At 54.3% G+C, this 17757-nt stretch carries 19 protein-coding genes; all 19 read left to right on the top strand.

Annotation, left to right across the window (positions count from 1 at the left end; translation table 11 throughout):
- Positions 1–115: 115 nt before the first annotated feature.
- A complete protein-coding gene (gene topA / locus C7459_RS11510) occupies positions 116–2242 on the top strand; it encodes a type I DNA topoisomerase (protein ID WP_109689390.1) in 2127 nt (708 codons plus the stop codon).
- A 47-nt stretch (positions 2243–2289) separates the two neighbouring features.
- Positions 2290–3603, top strand: a complete 1314-nt coding sequence (gene trmFO, locus C7459_RS11505) for an FADH(2)-oxidizing methylenetetrahydrofolate--tRNA-(uracil(54)-C(5))-methyltransferase TrmFO (RefSeq protein ID WP_109689388.1) — start codon at positions 2290–2292, stop codon at positions 3601–3603.
- Positions 3604–3719: 116 nt separating this feature from the next.
- Complete coding sequence (xerC, locus tag C7459_RS11500; RefSeq protein WP_109689386.1) at positions 3720–4643, top strand: tyrosine recombinase XerC; 924 nt, start codon at positions 3720–3722, stop codon at positions 4641–4643.
- A 19-nt stretch (positions 4644–4662) separates the two neighbouring features.
- Positions 4663–5220 (top strand): ATP-dependent protease subunit HslV, encoded by a 558-nt coding sequence (hslV, locus tag C7459_RS11495; protein ID WP_109689384.1) that lies wholly within the window; start codon positions 4663–4665, stop codon positions 5218–5220.
- On the top strand, positions 5220–6608 hold the full coding sequence (gene hslU, locus C7459_RS11490; RefSeq protein WP_211320382.1) for an ATP-dependent protease ATPase subunit HslU: 1389 nt from the start codon (positions 5220–5222) through the stop codon (positions 6606–6608). The genes hslV and hslU overlap by 1 nt, the downstream gene beginning before the upstream one ends.
- Positions 6609–6633: 25 nt before the next feature.
- On the top strand, positions 6634–7398 hold the full coding sequence (codY, locus tag C7459_RS11485; RefSeq protein WP_109689380.1) for a GTP-sensing pleiotropic transcriptional regulator CodY: 765 nt from the start codon (positions 6634–6636) through the stop codon (positions 7396–7398).
- A gap of 257 nt (positions 7399–7655) precedes the next feature.
- Positions 7656–8066 (top strand): flagellar basal body rod protein FlgB, encoded by a 411-nt coding sequence (flgB, locus tag C7459_RS11480; protein WP_109689378.1) that lies wholly within the window; start codon positions 7656–7658, stop codon positions 8064–8066.
- 2 nt (positions 8067–8068) lie between these two features.
- The gene (gene flgC, locus C7459_RS11475) at positions 8069–8524 is read left to right on the top strand and encodes a flagellar basal body rod protein FlgC (protein WP_109689376.1); all 456 of its coding nucleotides are present in this window, start codon (positions 8069–8071) and stop codon (positions 8522–8524) included.
- 15 nt (positions 8525–8539) lie between these two features.
- Complete coding sequence (fliE, locus tag C7459_RS11470; RefSeq protein ID WP_109689374.1) at positions 8540–8848, top strand: flagellar hook-basal body complex protein FliE; 309 nt, start codon at positions 8540–8542, stop codon at positions 8846–8848.
- Positions 8849–8883: 35 nt separating this feature from the next.
- Positions 8884–10416 (top strand): flagellar basal-body MS-ring/collar protein FliF, encoded by a 1533-nt coding sequence (gene fliF, locus C7459_RS11465; protein WP_170119424.1) that lies wholly within the window; start codon positions 8884–8886, stop codon positions 10414–10416.
- 13 nt (positions 10417–10429) lie between these two features.
- Complete coding sequence (gene fliG, locus C7459_RS11460; RefSeq protein WP_109689370.1) at positions 10430–11440, top strand: flagellar motor switch protein FliG; 1011 nt, start codon at positions 10430–10432, stop codon at positions 11438–11440.
- Complete coding sequence (locus tag C7459_RS11455; protein ID WP_109689369.1) at positions 11433–12197, top strand: FliH/SctL family protein; 765 nt, start codon at positions 11433–11435, stop codon at positions 12195–12197. The genes fliG and C7459_RS11455 overlap by 8 nt, the downstream gene beginning before the upstream one ends.
- The gene (gene fliI / locus C7459_RS11450; RefSeq protein WP_109689367.1) at positions 12194–13519 is read left to right on the top strand and encodes a flagellar protein export ATPase FliI; all 1326 of its coding nucleotides are present in this window, start codon (positions 12194–12196) and stop codon (positions 13517–13519) included. Before C7459_RS11455 ends, fliI begins: the two co-directional genes overlap by 4 nt.
- On the top strand, positions 13516–13962 hold the full coding sequence (locus C7459_RS11445; protein WP_109689365.1) for a flagellar export protein FliJ: 447 nt from the start codon (positions 13516–13518) through the stop codon (positions 13960–13962). Before fliI ends, C7459_RS11445 begins: the two co-directional genes overlap by 4 nt.
- 8 nt (positions 13963–13970) lie before the next feature.
- A complete protein-coding gene (locus tag C7459_RS11440; RefSeq protein WP_109689363.1) occupies positions 13971–14549 on the top strand; it encodes a magnesium transporter MgtE N-terminal domain-containing protein in 579 nt (192 codons plus the stop codon).
- A 24-nt stretch (positions 14550–14573) separates the two neighbouring features.
- The gene (locus C7459_RS11435; protein ID WP_109689361.1) at positions 14574–16001 is read left to right on the top strand and encodes a flagellar hook-length control protein FliK; all 1428 of its coding nucleotides are present in this window, start codon (positions 14574–14576) and stop codon (positions 15999–16001) included.
- A gap of 15 nt (positions 16002–16016) precedes the next feature.
- Entirely contained in the window at positions 16017–16424 is a 408-nt protein-coding gene (locus C7459_RS11430; RefSeq protein ID WP_109689359.1) for a flagellar hook capping FlgD N-terminal domain-containing protein, read from the top strand.
- A gap of 37 nt (positions 16425–16461) precedes the next feature.
- Positions 16462–16848 (top strand): TIGR02530 family flagellar biosynthesis protein, encoded by a 387-nt coding sequence (locus tag C7459_RS11425; protein ID WP_109689605.1) that lies wholly within the window; start codon positions 16462–16464, stop codon positions 16846–16848.
- A 90-nt stretch (positions 16849–16938) separates the two neighbouring features.
- Positions 16939–17754 (top strand): flagellar basal body rod protein FlgG, encoded by an 816-nt coding sequence (gene flgG, locus C7459_RS11420; RefSeq protein ID WP_109689357.1) that lies wholly within the window; start codon positions 16939–16941, stop codon positions 17752–17754.
- The last annotated feature ends 3 nt before the right edge of the window (positions 17755–17757 follow it).

The following is a 17757-nucleotide window of genomic DNA, read 5'->3' as shown; positions in this document are numbered from 1 at the left end:
ACGAAAACGAATAAAGTGTTAGGCAAGGGCGTACAAACTCCGTGACAAATGTGGATAAGGTATTATATATTGGTACATATTGCTTACAAGACGATATAGAAAGGGGGAGAGAGTCGTGGCTGCTGACTATTTGGTCATCGTCGAGTCTCCGGCAAAGGCAAAAACCATCGGGAAGTATTTAGGCAAAAAGTATGTGGTCAAGGCATCAATGGGCCATGTTCGCGACCTGCCCAAGTCTCAAATTGGTGTCGATGTGGAGAGCGACTTCTCTCCGAAATATATAACCATTCGTGGCAAAGGCGATGTGCTCAAAGAGCTTCGTGACGCACGCAAGAAAGTCAAACAAGTCTTTCTGGCGGCTGACCCGGATCGCGAAGGCGAAGCTATCGCATGGCACCTGGCGCATATTTTGGATGTGGACACCGGCGGTAAGTGCCGGGTTGTTTTTAACGAGATCACCAAGGATGCGGTGAAGGATGCGTTCAAGCACCCGCGTTCGATCAACATGAATTTGGTTAACGCCCAACAGGCACGTCGGATTCTCGACCGCCTCGTAGGTTATCAAATCAGTCCATTATTATGGAAGAAAGTCAAAAAAGGTCTCTCCGCTGGTCGGGTGCAGTCGGTCGCTTGTCGCCTGATTATCGACCGGGAGAACGAGATTCGCGAGTTTACTCCAGAAGAGTACTGGACCTTGACGGCGAACTTCCAGACGGACAAATCCAAGTTCGAAGCCCGTTTCCACGGAGTTGGCGACGACAAACGAGAACTCAAGTCGGAAGCGGATGTACAGGAAGTCTTGCGGTTGATGGAGAACGTCGAGTACCGCGTGCAGAGCGTCAAGCAGACGGAACGCCGTCGCAACCCATCGGCACCGTTCACGACCTCCACCCTGCAACAGGAAGCGGCGCGCAAGTTGAACTACCGTGCTGCGAAAACCATGTCGGTCGCCCAACAGCTGTACGAGGGGATTGACATCGGGGGCGAAGGAACGGTCGGTTTGATCACGTACATGCGTACCGACTCCGTTCGGATCTCGCCAGTCGCACAGGAAGAAGCCCGCGAGTACATCGTCGAAGAGTACGGCGCTGACTACTACCCGGCGGAGACCCGCAACTACAGCACCAAGTCCAAAGGGGCGCAGGAAGCGCATGAGGCGGTCCGTCCGACCTCCGTGACTCGCCACCCGGACAAGGTCAAGGAATTCCTGAGCCGTGACCAGTTCCGTCTCTACAAACTGATCTGGGACCGTTTCGTCGCCTCGCAGATGTCGTCCGCGGTGCTCGATACGATGACCGTTGATATCGCCGCAGGTGACGTCAAGCTCCGGGCGACAGGCTCGAAGATCAAGTTCCCTGGGTTTATGACCTTATATATTGAAGGAAACGACGAAGGCAAGGAAGGCAAGGATGAGGACGAGAAATTCCTCCCTCCGTTGGAAGAGGGCCAAGTGCTGAAAGTACCTGCACTCGATCCCAAGCAACACTTCACGCAACCGCCACCGCGCTTCACCGAAGCACGCCTCGTCAAGACGATGGAGGAGATCGGCATCGGCCGTCCGTCCACCTATGCGCCAACGCTGGAGACGATCCAGAAGCGCGGCTATGTCTTGCTTGAGGAGAAGCGTTTCGTCCCGACCGAACTCGGTGAAATCGTCCATGAGATGATGGAAGAGTTCTTCCCACAGATCATCGACGTCGACTTCACGGCGAACATGGAGCACAACCTCGACGAAGTCGAGGAGGGCGACATCGACTGGGTGAAGGTGCTCAAGGAGTTCTACGGGGACTTCGAAGGACATCTGAAGATCGCTGAGGAAGAGATGAAACACGTCGTGCTCGAAGACGAAGTGTCTGACATCGAGTGCGAAAAGTGCAGTCGCCTGATGGTTTACAAGCACGGCCGTTTTGGCAAATTCCTCGCCTGTCCGGGGTTCCCGGATTGCCGGAACACCAAGCCGATCCTCAAAGAGATTGGTGTGGGGTGCCCGAAGTGCAAGGAAGGGCAGCTCGTCGAGCGGCGTGGCAAGCGTCGTCGTGTCTTCTATGGCTGCGACCGCTATCCGGAGTGCGACTTTATCATCTGGGATCGTCCGGCTGGCAAGGACTGCCCGGAGTGCTCCCAACCGTTGGTGATCAAGCGTTCGGGCAAGGGCGGCGAAGGCAAGGAAACGCTAGCCTGCTCCTCTGCTGAATGCAGTCACAAGGAAGAAATTGAAGTTGTTGAAAGCAAACAGGGCTGATCGCAGCCCTGTGCTTTTTTCTGAAGAAGGAAGGGTGTACAAACCTCATGACAAAACCGATAACCGTAATCGGAGCAGGTCTTGCCGGAACAGAAGCGGCTTGGCAGATCGCCCAACGCGGACACCAAGTCAACCTCTATGAGATGCGCCCGGTTCGCAAAACGGATGCACACAAAACCGAAAACTTCGCCGAGCTGGTCTGCTCGAACTCTTTGCGTGGGGCATCGCTCACCAACGCTGTCGGCCTCCTGAAGGAAGAGATGCGCCGACTCGATTCGGTGATCATCACCTCCGCTGATCAGACGGCCGTTCCGGCTGGTGGTGCGTTAGCTGTTGACCGTGACACGTTTTCCGAAAACGTCACGTCGCGTGTCAACAATCACCCGAACATCAACGTGATCCGCGAAGAATTGACGGAGATCCCGCAGGACGGCATCGTGATCATCGCCTCCGGTCCGTTGACCTCGCCCGCGCTCTCACAGGCGATCGCTGAACTGACCGGTGAGGAGTACCTGTATTTCTATGACGCGGCGGCTCCGATCATCTCCAAGGACACGATTGATTTCGATAAAGTATGGGTGGCGTCTCGCTATGACAAAGGCGAAGCAGCGTACATCAACTGCCCGATGACGGAGGAAGAGTTCAACGCCTTCTATGAAGCGTTGATCACCGCCGAAGTGGTGCAGCTCAAGGAATTTGAGAAGGAAGTTTTCTTTGAAGGCTGTATGCCGATCGAAGTCATGGCGAAGCGTGGTCTGCAGACGATGTTGTTCGGCCCGCTGAAGCCGGTCGGATTGCCTGACCCGCGCACGGGCAAGACGCCATATGCGGTCGTGCAACTGCGCCAAGACAATGCGGCTGCAACGCTCTACAACATGGTCGGGTTCCAGACCCACCTGAAATGGGGCGATCAGTCGCGAGTGTTCAAGATGATTCCTGGCTTGGAGAACGCGGAGATCGTGCGCTTTGGCGTGATGCATCGCAACACCTACATCAACTCGCCGAATTTCCTGCGCCCGACCTACCAGACCAAGAACCGGGACAACCTGTTCTTCGCCGGGCAGATCACAGGTGTGGAAGGGTATGTCGAATCTGCTGCTGCCGGTCTGATCGCGGGGATCAACGCCAGTCGGTTGCTTGAGGGCAAGGAGCCGCTGGTCTTCCCGCACCTAACTGCGATCGGTTCGCTCGCGCACTACATCACGCACACCAGCGCGAAAAACTTCCAGCCGATGAACGCCACGTTCGGCCTGTTACCACCGCTGGGGCAAAAGATCCGCAACAAAGTGGAGAAAAACGAAAAAATCTCGGAGCGCGCCCTCGCTGCTCTGGCTGATTTTACGACTACACACGAAGTCTAAACGCAGGAAAAGCGAAAAGGTGTTTCGAGTTCATAAACGAACGAAACGCCTTTTCGCGTACTTGCATACGGGTACGTTTTTATACATAGGGATGCAGGAAAGGCAGGGGAGCGCCGATGGAGGAAGAGCAACACTGGCCGGCCCACATCGAACACCAAGTGGACTTGTACATGCAGTACCTTGCCGTCGAGAAGCGCGTGTCCGAACACACGCTCGACCATTACTTTTCTGACATCGAGCAATTCATTCAGTTCATGCTGGCCGAACGAATTCAGGATTTTGCCACCATCACCCATGTGGATGTCCGCACCTTCATGGGGCGGCTCAGCCGTGACCGGGAAAAGCGCACGATCGCACGCAAGCTCTCGGCGTTGCGCTCCTTGTATGAGTTTTTACGCCGCGAAGGATGGGTGGAGAAAAACCCCGCCAAAGCGGTACAGTCGCCAAGGTTGGAGAAAAAGCTCCCGAACTTTCTCTACCAAGACGCCATCGAACGCTTGTTGAGCGCGCCTGACACCACGACGCCGTTGGGACTGCGCGACAAGGCACTGCTAGAAGTTCTGTATGCGTCCGGCGTGCGGGTGGGTGAATTGGTGGCGTTGGACGTCCCTGACCTCGACGTGAGCCAAGGGATGGCGCTGGTGTTCGGGAAGGGATCGAAGGAGCGGCTCGTCCTGCTTGGCAGTCAAGCCTTGCAAGCGTTGCAAGCGTATTTTGCCTACGGTCGCCCCACGCTTTGGCAACAAGGCGGAGGCGTCGCTGGACACGCCGTTTTTTTGAACAAAAATGGCACGCGATTATCTGACCGCAGTGTGCGACGAATTCTCGATAAATACGTACTACTATGTGCGGGCCTGCAACACATCAGCCCACACACCCTGCGGCACACGTTCGCCACGCACCTGCTCGACAACGGTGCCGATTTGCGCGCCATCCAAGAACTGCTAGGACACAGTTCGCTATCGAGCACGCAGATCTATACCCACACAGCGCGTGAACACCTCGAACGCGTGTATACCAATGCCCATCCGCGGGCGTAAGAGAGAGGAGCAACCCAAGATGAGTGCAAGTCAATTCCATTCCACAACGATCTTCGCCTGCCGCCGTAACGGGCAAGCAGCGATGGCGGGTGATGGTCAAGTGACGTTTGGACAGAATATGGTCATGAAAAACGGAGCGAAAAAAGTCCGCCGCCTCTACCGGGGCGAAGTGGTCGCTGGGTTCGCCGGCGCAGTCGCGGACGCTTTTACCCTTTTTGAGAAGTTTGAATCGAAATTGGAGGAATACCACGGCAACCTGCAACGCGCAGCTGTCGAACTCGCCAAGGAATGGCGGATGAACAAGATGATGCGCAACCTTGAAGCGATGCTGATCGTCATGAACAGCGATACGCTGTTGCTCGTCTCTGGCAACGGAGAAGTGATCGAGCCAGACGACGACTTGATCGCGATCGGTTCTGGTGGCAGTTTCGCGTTGGCGGCAGGTCGTGCCTTGATGCAACATACGGACTTATCGGCCCGTGACGTGGCGCGCAATGCCTTGCAGATCGCGGCGGACATCTGCGTCTACACCAACGACAACATCATTGTAGAAGAGATCGGAGGAGACAGCCTGTGATGAAAAGTGCCTTGACACCGCGTCGGATCGTAGAGGAACTCGACCGCTACATCGTCGGTCAAAAGCCTGCCAAAAAAGCGGTTGCCGTCGCTTTGCGCAACCGCTACCGTCGTTCGTTGCTCGCAGATGACATTCGCGATGAAGTCACGCCGAAAAACATCTTGATGATCGGTCCGACCGGGGTTGGGAAGACGGAGATCGCCCGCCGTCTGGCGAAATTGGTCGGTGCTCCCTTTATCAAAGTCGAAGCCACCAAGTTCACCGAAGTCGGCTACGTTGGCCGTGACGTCGAATCGATGGTGCGCGACCTCGTGGAGACTGCGATTCGGATCGTCAAACAGGATCGCATGGAAGCGGTCAAGGAAAAAGCCAGCCGTCTGGCTGAAGAACGCCTCGTCAGCGTCTTGGTACCGGATCCAGCAAAAACAAAAAATTTCAAAAACCCGTTAGAAATGCTCTTTAGTGGCAATGCTGGTATTCAACAAGACGAAAGCGCACAGGAAACTTATGAGATCCGCCAAAAGCGCAATGAGGTGCGTCAACAGTTGGAGCGTGGCGAGTTGGAAGATCAGCTCGTTGAAGTGGAAGTCGAGGACAACAGCCCTGGCATGATGGATATGCCTGGACTCGAAGGGCTTGGGGTGAACAACTTGCAGGAGATGCTTGGCAACATGATGCCCAAGCGTCGCAAGAAGCGCAAAGTCCAAGTCCGGGAAGCCCGCAAGCTGCTCGCACAAGAAGAAGCCCAAAAGCTGATCGACATGGACGACGTGACGACTGAAGCGGTCTACCGCGCCGAACAATCGGGCATCATCTTCATCGACGAGATCGATAAGATCGCGGGCAAGGAGCGCGGGGGTGGTCCCGACGTATCCCGTGAAGGGGTACAGCGCGACATCCTGCCGATCGTGGAAGGCTCGACCGTAACCACCAAGTATGGACCGGTCAAGACCGACCACATCCTGTTTGTCGCCGCAGGGGCCTTCCACATCTCCAAACCGAGCGACCTGATCCCGGAGCTGCAAGGACGCTTCCCGATCCGTGTCGAACTGACCAGCCTCACTGCGGACGATTTCCGCCGCATCCTCACCGAACCGCAAAACGCCTTGCTCAAGCAGTACATTGCATTGCTTGAAACCGAGGGCATCAAAGTCGAGTTCACCGAGGAAGCGATTCAAAAACTCGCCGAATTGGCGACGACGGTCAACCAAGAAACGGACAACATCGGGGCGCGCCGATTGCACACCCTGCTGGAGAAGTTGTTGGAAGACCTCTCGTTCGAAGCTTCGGACGTCCTGCTGGAGAAAGTCGTCATCACGCCAGCCTACGTGCTCGAGAAGTTGGAGGGAATCGTCAAGAACAAGGATCTCAGCCAGTTTATCCTGTAGCGTATACAGGAGGTACCAGGCTGTCATGGAACTGTTAAGCAAAACGCGGGTGATCAACAGGTTGTTGCAACGAGCTGATGGGATGCGAGTAAGTTATGGGGATTTGGTCAGCACGTTGCGCGACATCCTGTACTGCAACGTATTTCTGATCAATCCTGAAGGAGCGGTGCTCGGACACGCGCTGGCGGAGACGTATGATAGCGTCCAACTGCCGCGCGACCTGTCGGGTGTGCCGATGGCTCCGCGAGACTTCGTGGGGCGCTTGCTGCGCGAAGACCACACGCTCATAAACATCCGGGAGGCCACCCCGTTTTGCGCGGTGAGCACCGAGGCAGGGTGCTGGACGATGGTCCCGATCAACGGGAGTCACGACCGCATGGGGATGCTGCTTCTGACCCGCCATAGCGGAGAGTTTATCGAGGAAGACATCGTGCTGGCCGAGTACAGCGCAACTGTGCTCGGCATGGAGATGATGCGCAAGACGGTAGACCGTCAGATGCAAGAGGGTCGTGATCGATCTGTCGTTCAGATGGCGGTCTCCTCGCTTTCCTACAGCGAATTGGAAGCGGTGGACCACATTTTTGCCGAACTGAACGGTCGTGAGGGCTTGCTGGTGGCCAGTCGAATCGCTGATCGTGCGGGCATCACCCGCTCGGTGATCGTCAACGCGTTGCGCAAGTTGGAAAGCGCGGGTGTTGTCGAAGCTAGATCGCTTGGCATGAAAGGCACACATATCAAGATTTTGAATGAAAAATTAATGCCAATGCTGGAAGCGATCAAGTCTCGCTAGTATAAAGTTTGTATTTTTTATCACGCAAAAAAAGGAAGCTCGCCGATTGGCGGGCTTCTTTTTTATATTTTTTATGTAAAAATATGATATTTACGGCAGGAAACTGTCGAGTCAGGGCGAAAGTCCCTAGTAAAATGGGCTATAGGGGAATAAAATGGTGAATGTTGGTTTGAACGGTTTGTCGTAATATGCAGGATTTTCGTGTATCGTAACGAAGTGAAATACGATAAAATCTACAACAGTAAGGGTGATGATGAATGTCTCTGATGGAATCCCGTTCGATCTCCTTGCTGGAGCGTTCACTCGACGCGTCCAGTCTGCGCCAAAAAGTGTTGTCCAACAACATTGCCAATATCGACACACCGAACTTCAAACGCAGTGATGTCTCGTTTCAAGAGGCTTTGCAAGATGCGATGTCCGGCGATACCTTAGCAGGTCGCACGACCGATGCCCGCCACATGCAGATTGGTTCTTCGAAGCTTGAGGATGTGCGCCCGTCGGTGTTTAAGGAAGACACCACCACACTGCGTCTCGACGGCAACAACGTCGATGTTGACGTGGAGATGACCAACCTCGCGGAGAACCAGATCCTCTATAATGCGATGACACAACAGATCAATGCGAAATTCGGGTTGCTGAAATACGCGATTAACGAAGGGAAGCGATAGTCATGGGGATGTTCGACAGCATTAATATATCTGCATCAGGTTTGACTGCGCAGCGGTTGCGTCTTGATGTCGTTTCCTCCAACATCTCGAATGCCAACACCACACGGGGCGTGGACGGTCAGCCTTATCGTCGCCAGTTAGTCACGTTCGGCGAACGCGTCGCTCCGAGTTTTCAAGACGCGCTGAACGATCAACTGCAACAAGCACCAAGTCAAGGTGTGCGCGTGACGCAGATCACCCGTGATGAAGCTCCCTTCAAGTTGATGTATGACCCGAGCCATCCAGATGCGGAGAAGAACCCGAGTTCGCCGATGTACGGGTACGTCCAGATGCCTAATGTCGACATTTCGACAGAGATGGTCGACATGATTTCGGCATCTCGTTCTTATGAAGCCAACATCACCGCGATCAATTCAGCCAAATCGATGGCCATGAAGGCGCTCGAAATCGGTAGATAGAAGGGAGCCCGTTAAATGATTAACTCCGTTGCAAGTCTTCTCCCGATCAATGGGACGGGCAGTGCACAAGCACTTCAACCGACAGATAGCAAGAAAACCCAAGGGCCTTCCTTCTCTCAATTTCTTAACTCCGCGATTCAACAAGTGAACACGCAGCAGGTGGAAGCGGACAAGCTGACAGAACTGATGGCCGCTGGCAAAGCTCCCGACTTGCACAGCGTGATGATCGCCTCTGAGAAAGCGACGATGTCGTTCCAACTCGGCGTTCAGATCCGCAACAAAGCAATGGAAGCTTACCAAGAGATCATGAGAATGCAGATGTAATGATAGGGAGTAAGAAGTGATGACGGGGTGACATTGTGAACCAACAGATCAAAGCAATATTCGAAAAACTCACAGGTTACTGGAAAAACCTCCAGAAGCACCAGCGCCGCAATTTACTCATCGTCGCTGGATTGTTCGTTCTTACGGTGGCCTTTCTGAGCTGGTTCGCATTGCGACCGAATTACACTACCATCTTGTTCAATCAATCGCCTGCCTCGCTTGGCGAAGTGACCACCAAGCTGGACGAACTCAAAATTCCCTATAAAACTGGCGGCGATACGCTTTCCGTGCCAGAGCAATACCAAGACGAAGCGCGGATGAAGTTGGCGATGGCAAACTTGCCGAACACAACCAACTCCGGGTACTCCGTGTTTGACAGCAGCAGCATGAACTTGGGAATGACCGAGAACGAATTCAGTGTCCGCAACAAGCAAGCTACGGAGATGCAGATTCAGAACTCGATTCTCACGCTCAAAGGGGTTCGCGAAGCACGAGTCAACCTCGTGTTGCCGGAGAAGAAACTCTTCGTCTCCCAACAGCAGGACAATGCCAAGGCTTCCGTCGTCGTCTTGCTCGATAATGGAGTGAAGCTCTCGACCGATCAGATCACCGGGATCCAACAATTGGTCGCGCATTCGGTACCGGGATTGACACCGCAGGGCATCTCGCTCGTGGACCAGAATGGTGTCCGCCTGCTCGATGAGACGGGACAAGCGATTGCGGACGGTTCCACCAACCCGCAACTGACCAAGCAACAAGTGATTCAAAACCAAGTGGAGACCGAAGCCAAGAATAGAATTCGTAATTCACTGGAGCGTTTAGCGGGTCAAGGCAATGTAGAAGTTGTCGTACATGCGAAACTGAACTTCGATCAACGCACTTGGAAGAACCATAAAGTCGAGCCGCCAAAAGACAATCCGACCGGGGCCGTGATCTCTGATCACGTGATCAACGAGGAAAGTCAAGGTACGACCGGCGCAACGGGTGTGACGGGAACGCAGACCAACAATCCTGGTCAAGTCCCGGCAAACGTTTCAGCGGCGAATGGCAACAACTCCTCGTCGAAAAAGGAATCCACAACCAACCGTGACTTTGATACCTACGATGAGAATGGTCAATCGGCACCATACCAAGTCGATTCGTACACCGTCTCCGTACTGATTGGGGACCAGGCGCTCGTCGATCAAAAGCAAGAAGACATCCGCAAGTTCGTCTCGACCGCGATCGGGGATACCAACGATGGTGCAACCAACACGATCACCATTGCAGGTGGAACCTTCCAAACCCCAGCGAACCCGTTCACAACCACCACAAGTTTCTACAAGCAACCGTGGTTCCTTGGTGCAATGGCAGCGGCGCTCGTGTTGCTGGGCGGCGGCGTGTACGCATTCTCTCGTCGACGCAAAGTGGCAGAGGTCCCGGTACTCGATCGACCGCGCATCACCGATGTGGGCACAGTCGTAGAAGAGACCGAGAACATGAAGATGAAAAAACAGCTGGAGAAACTGGCTGGACAAAAACCGGAAGAATTTGTCAACCTGTTGCGTACCTGGTTGGTAGAAGAGTAGGAGTGACTTGCTTGTGGCACGACAACAGAAACTATCTGGTCGTCAAAAGGCCGCCGTGCTGCTGGTCTCTTTGGGTCCCGAAATTGCCTCGAAAGTATTCAAACACTTACGTGAAGATGAAATTGAGCAACTGACACTAGAGATCGCGAACGTTCGCAAGATTGAGTTCGAACAGCGCGAGGACGTATTGGAAGAATTTCACTCAATCGTCCAGGCCCAAGAATACATCGCCCAAGGCGGGATCGAGTACGCCAAGGACGTCTTGGAAAAAGCGCTCGGTTCGCAAAAGGCGCTCGAAGTCATCAATCGCCTGACCGCATCGCTCCAAGTCAGACCGTTCGACTTCGCGCGCAAAGCCGACCCGAACCAGATCTTGAACTTTATTCAAAACGAGCATCCGCAAACGATCGCGCTGGTGCTCTCCTACCTTGATCCACAACAGGCTGCGATGATTCTATCTGCCCTACCGCAAGACAACCAAGCAGATGTTGCGCGTCGTATCGCGCTGATGGACCGAACTTCACCAGAAGTCATCAACCAAGTTGAGCGCGTGCTGGAGAATAAACTTTCCCAGATGTCGATGCACGACTTTTCTACAGGCGGTGGCATCGATGCGATCGTACAAGTCCTCAACGGCGTCGACCGTTCGACGGAGAAGACGATCCTCGAGTCGCTCGAATTGCAAGACCCGGAATTGGCGGAAGAGATCAAGAAACGCATGTTCGTCTTCGAAGACATCGTCAACATCGACAACCGTTCCATCCAGCGTGTCATCCGCGATGTCGAAACCCAAGACCTCGCCCTGGCGCTCAAAGTCTCCAGCGAGGAAGTGCAGGAAGTCATCTTCCGCAACATGTCCAAGCGGATGGTGGAAACCTTCAAGCAAGACATGGAATTCATGGGCCCTGTTCGACTTCGCGATGTCGAAGAAGCACAGCAACGCATCGTGGGCATCATCCGTCGTCTCGAAGAGAGCGGCGAGATCGTAATCGCTCGCGGCGGAGGAGACGATATCATTGTCTAAGGTTCTCAAGGCTTCCCAAGCTCAAGTCACTCAGGGCGCATACTTCGTCCATGTCCAGCCGATCCGGGAAGCACATCAGTCAGTCGATCCGGAACTCGACGAGCTCAAGTTCGAAGCCTTGCAAGAGGCACAAGGGATCCGGGAAGCGGCGCGTCGTGATGCAGAACAGATCATCCTCGCGGCTGAACAACAGGCGCAAGGTCTCTTGGAAGCAGAACGGACGCGCGTGGAGATGATCTTGCACAATGAAATAGAGGCGGCGAAACGGGTTGGGTACAACGAAGGGTACACGGTTGCGCAAGAGACGGTCGCGCAGGAATACGCGAACGCTTTTGCCCAAGTGCAAACTCTCTACCAACTGGCGGAAGAGGATCGTCGACACTACCTCGACGCTTCTGAACCGATGATTGTAAACCTAGCCTGTTCCATCGCTGACAAGATCATGCGGCGTGAATCCGAGACTGATCGTTCGTGGGTGCTCGAAGTGGTACGAGCTGCTTTGGAAGAGATCCACGATTCTGGCAAGGTCGAAGTTCGCGTTCATCCAGACGATTTCGAATTCGTTCGCGACAACCGGGATGTCTTGCGCAAGGTCGTTCCGGGTCAGACTGACCTCGTCATCATCCCCGACCGTGCGGTTGCGGCAGGCGGTTGTGTCCTGCACACTGCTTTTGGCAACATCGACGCCCGCATTGACACTCAGTTGGAAGAGGTGAGGAAGGCTTTGCAGGATGTCGCTGCAAACCTGGAAGCATGAGCCAACCGCTGAAACTCGAACGCTACCTCAGACGTCTCGATCGCACTCGCACGATAAAAGTTAACGGAAAAGTCTCCAAAGTCATCGGGCTGACGATCGAATCCAAAGGCCCTGTCGCCACGATCGGCGATGTCTGTACGATCGAGTCGGAAGGTGCCCCCTCGATCTACGCAGAGGTGGTCGGGTTCCGCGAGAACAACGTACTGCTCATGCCGCTCGGTGAACTCGGTGCAATCGGCCCAGGTCACGATGTCGTGGCGACAGGTAGCTCCTTGCAGATTCCAGTTGGACCGCACCTGCTAGGCCGTGTTTTGAACGGTCTGGGTGAGCCGATCGACGGCAAGGGGCCGCTTGATTGCCGTGAACATGTCAGCGCCATGCAACAGCCGCCAAACCCTTTAACTCGCAAGCGGATCTTGGAACCGCTCAGCGTGGGTGTTCGTTGTATCGACGGTTTGCTCACCGTCGGTCGTGGACAGCGCGTCGGTCTCTTTGCTGGTTCGGGAGTCGGCAAGTCTACGTTGCTCGGAATGATGGCCCGCAATACCACGGCAGACATCAACGTCATCGCATTGATCGGGGAGCGGGGGCGCGAGGTGCGCGAGTTTATCGAGAAAGACTTGGGCGAAGAAGGACTGAAACGCTCTGTCCTCGTCGTCGCCACCTCCGATCAACCGCCGCTCGTGCGCATCAAAGGGGCGATGGTTGCCACTTCGATCGCCGAGTACTTTCGAGATCAAGGCCAAGACGTGGTGCTGATGATGGACTCTGTCACACGTTTTGCGATGGCCCAGCGCGAAGTCGGTCTCGCTGTCGGTGAGCCGCCAACCACGCGTGGATATACGCCATCGGTTTTCGCTTTGTTGCCTCGCCTCTTAGAGCGTGCGGGCACTGGTCATAGCGGTACGATCACCGCTTTTTACACGGTTCTCGTCGATGGGGATGACATGAATGAGCCTGTCGCAGACGCAGTGCGTGGGATCCTCGACGGTCATATCGTGCTCTCGCGTTCGTTGGCAAACCGGGGGCACTTTCCCGCTATCGACGTGTTGGCCTCTGTCAGTCGCGTGATGAACGAGTTGGTCACGCCTGAACACCGCCGAGCAGCGAACACGGTCAAAAAGCTCTCCTCGATCTACAAGGAATCGGAAGACTTGATCAACATCGGGGCGTACCAACGCGGGAGCAATCTGCAGATCGATCGTGCAATTCAGTTTGCCTCGACCATCGAATCGTTCACCACCCAAGACGTTCACGAGAAAATGGACTTGGAACATACCCAATCAATGCTGATCGAAACGTTCGGAGGAATTGACGCATGAGCATTCGAATGGAATCCTTGCACAAGATCACCGGGCTCAAAAACCGCCTAACCCAGCAAGCGAATTGGCGGTACAGTGAATCGTTGCGAAGTTTGGAGACCGAGCAACAGAAACTCCAAGAGCTGCTGCATTCGCACGACCAATCGATTGGTGAATTGCATAGCTTGACGATGGATGGTGCCACCTCACAGGAGTTGCAAGATTGGTTGCAGTTTATGCTGTCCCAACGCAACCAGATTGAGCGGCAAAACCATCTATTAGAAGGAAAAAGGTCGGAGTGCACCGAAAAGCGACAAGAGATGACGGAAAGTTATCTGGAGGAGCAAAAGTGGGTGAAACTCCAAGGTCGTCGTCTAGAGGAACATCAAGTCTTTCTGAACAAGATTGGGCAAGAGGCACTAGACGAGATCGCTGTGACCCGACATCAACGTATAAAGGGGTGACAGACAGCATGCAAGAGACGGAACGTCGCTACAGTGGGTTGGAATGGGTGTTTTACATCATCATCCTCCCGATGCTGTTCACCGCTCTGCTCGTCGGAATCATCCTGCAATTTCTAGGCTATGACATCACGGGCAAAATTGGTCATGCCACCCGTTCGTTACCGGTGATCAACAAGATCCTGCCGGCCGACCCAACGGTGGCTGACGCAGACAAGACCGCAGTTGATCCTGCAAAACAACTGCAAGACGCTCAAGACCAAGTTCAATCCTTGGAGAGCTCGAAAAAACAACTCGAGACCGACTTGGTGAAAAAGGACTCGGAGATCGAGAGCCTGAAAAAGCAGATCGAAGACCTCAAGAAAAAACCTGATGCTCAAAAGGACAATACCGCTACAACGGCGGTCGATCCCTATGTGCAACAGGCGCAAGTCTATTCGCAGATGAACGCTACCAAGGCAGCTTTGATCATCGGTCAATTGTCTGTTACTGAAGCGAAACGTATCTTGGCCAAGATGAGCAACGAGCAAAAGGCAGCCATTTTAGAAAAAATGGACCCTGCCATCGCCAGCAAAATCCTGTCCTCTTGATCCTTTGAAAGGAGGTGAAAGACAATGGAAATCCAAGCTACAACCACTTCTTCCGCGAATGGAACCACTACCAACGCGGCAGGACAGAAAAGCGGTAAAGCAGATGGTGGCAAGTCTCCGTTCGGTACGCTTTTGCAAACCCTCGGCGGACAAGCGCTCGACGCTGACAAAAAGCAAGGCACAGATCCCTTGGCAACGCTTCTCGCAGCACTCGCAGGCGGTTTCAATCCGCTGGCTCTCCAGCAGACGCCGACTGTGCTAACGGGAGATGGTCCTAAGGAAACGGCGCCAGTTGGGAACGCGCTGCTCGATATCAATACGCTATCCGTACAAGTAAATGGCTTGTCCCTCCTCAATGGAGATTTGGCCGCTTTGCTACAGAACTTCGGAGCGTCCGCACGCCTTTTGGGGGTCTTGCAGGAGCATCCAGATCAACAGCTGGCACAAACGCTGGCTGGGCATCCGGAGCTGCTAAACGACTTCGGGCAGGCGCTGACGAACCTGGTCACGCAAGTGACGCAGAACCCGCAACAACTCGCCTTGAGCCCGAAGGCGGCCACCTTGGTAGAAGCCCTCTTCGCCCAACTCCTGCAACCGGAAGGGACCCAGGAACCAGCAGCTTCGAGCGAGACGCAGGACGTTCCGGGAGCAGGCACGCACAAGCAACCTTTGTTCGGAAAGTTGCAAGCCACGACGCTCACCGCGCACAGTCTCCAAGTCTTGAGCACATCAACACAAGTTGACACAACTACCGCGCAGTTGACGGGCACACAGATGCAAGCATCCGTGTTGACCGCAGCCCTACTGGCGAGCGACCAACCCGTTCAACAGCAAGCACAGGCAGGGGATACTCTCGACGGCTCGCAACTGCTGGGCAACCCGCTCACCGGGGGTCAAACTCCGTTGCAAAGTGCTCGTGCCGATCAACTAGCCAAGATGAAGCCTGTCGTCACTTTGCATGCTGACAACTTCAACAAGGAGTTTGCGAACCTCGTGGTAAAACGTGCGGCTTTGATCGAAGCACCGGGCCGTCATGAGTTCCGCATCGTGATGCAACCGCAGGGTCTCGGTGAGATCGAAGTGCGCGTGCAAGCCATCGGTAATCAGATTACGATGCATCTCTCGGCGGACAGTGCCGCCACCAAGGGACTTTTGGATTCGAACCTTTCGAGTCTTAAGTCACAACTGCAAGCACAAGGTATCCAGTTCGATCGTATCGAAGTCTCCTCTACGAACACGGGCAACAACAACCAAAATAGCAGCTTGAACAGCGGCCTTCCACACGATCGCCAATCGGGTCAGAACTCGCAAGGTCAGTCTGGCAATCAATCGAACCGCAAGCGCTCGGACGAAGAGCGTTTCTCCCTTGATGGCATTGACGCATTAACGACCGCGAACGATCCGCAGCCGGAGGAAATTGACTCCGACGCGAGCATCGACGTCACGGCGTAAAGGAGGGCAATCGAAATGGCAGACAGCGGCAACATCTCGTTTGATCCCAGTTCGTATGTCCGCAGCACGACTGCTGTAAAGGCACCTGCGAACAAACAATTGGATCGTGACGCGTTTCTGAAGATCTTGATCACCCAGTTGCAATACCAAGACCCGTCGCAGCCGATGCAAGACAAGGAGTTTATCGCGCAGATGGCACAATTCAGCGCCTTGGAACAGACGAGCAAAGTCTACCAAGTTAACTCGCTCGCACTCGGCACGCAGATGATTGGGAACATCGCGGGTTATCAAATGCCAGATGGTTCTCTCAAAGAGGGCGAAGTCACTTCCGCGCAGACGATCGACGGAGTTGTAAAAGTACAAATTGGGAACGACATGATCGATCTGAATCAAATTCTCGAAGTCAAAAAGAAGCAAATTTAGGCACCAGGGGGTGTAGTTTGTGAGTCAGGGATGGCCGATGCGGCCTGTAACACGACCAAACGCTCCCCAAACCGAGTTGCCGATCCGAAACAACCCGTCCGCTCAGCGAGCGGCCGGAACGGTGTCCTTTCAAGATGAACTGAATAAACAACTTCAAGTTCGCCAGCAACAACCCGTCACGTTCTCCGCGCACGCGCTGGAACGACTGCGCATGCGGAACATCCGCCTCACTCAGGATGACATGACACGTCTTGGAAGTGCCATCGATCGGGTGGCCGCCAAAGGGGGACGCGAGTCTCTGGTGGTCTACAACGACACCGCCTATCTGATTAATGTGAAGAATCGTACCGTGATCACAGCCGTCGACAAAGCACATATGCAAGATCATGTCTTTACAAAAATAGACAGCGCCGTGTTCGCGTAATTGATGGAATGCAAGGGCTGGCCCACGATGTGGAGGCCCCTAACCGCCGAATGACAGACGCGGTTCAAAACCCAAAGGAGGAACTAACTGATGTTGCGCTCTCTTTACTCGGGTATCTCTGGTATGCGTGGTTTCCAAACCAAGCTCGATACGATCGGTAACAACGTGGCAAACGTCAACACCGCTGGTTTCAAGGCAGGACGCGTGATGTTCAAGGACATCATGAGCCAAACCCTGCAAGGTGCAGGCGGCCCGACCAACGGCTTTGGCGGAACCAACGCTTTGCAGATCGGTCTGGGTTCTAGTATCGCGGCGATCGACACCGTCATGAATGATGGATCGACCCAGATCACCAACCGTCCGCTTGACTTTGCGATCCAAGGCAATGGCTTCTTCACCCTCGTCAATGACGCAGGTGAAAAGTTCTACACTCGTCAAGGGAATTTCTACTTTGACAACGGTGGCAACCTGGTCAACTCCGATGGTTGGAAAGTAGCTGCGAATGACGGAGCTACCCCGATCACAATCGACCTGGAAGCTGTCAAGTCGTACACCTTTGACTCCAAAGGCAACTTGTACCTCGTCAACAACGATGGAACCACAGACGGCACTGCAGCAGCTACCATCGGCCTCGCGAAGTTTTCCAATCCGTCTGGTCTGGAAAAAGTAGGCGGAAGTTTGTTCCGTGAATCCGGTAACTCCGGCACTGCGGCATTCGGTGGCCCGGGCAGCACAGACGTCGGTCTTGGTACCTTGCAAGTTGGCGCACTTGAAATGTCGAACGTCGACCTCACCAACGAGTTTTCCGAGATGATCGTGGCACAGCGCGGTTTCCAAGCGAATTCCCGCACGATCACCGTTGCTGACGAAATTCTGCAAGAAGTAGTCAACCTCAAGCGCGGCTAATCG

The organism is Tumebacillus permanentifrigoris (genome assembly GCF_003148565.1).
Taxonomy (GTDB): domain Bacteria; phylum Bacillota; class Bacilli; order Tumebacillales; family Tumebacillaceae; genus Tumebacillus; species Tumebacillus permanentifrigoris.
The sequence above is the reverse complement of the archived record's forward strand: the minus strand, read 5'-3'. Positions and strand labels throughout refer to the sequence as shown.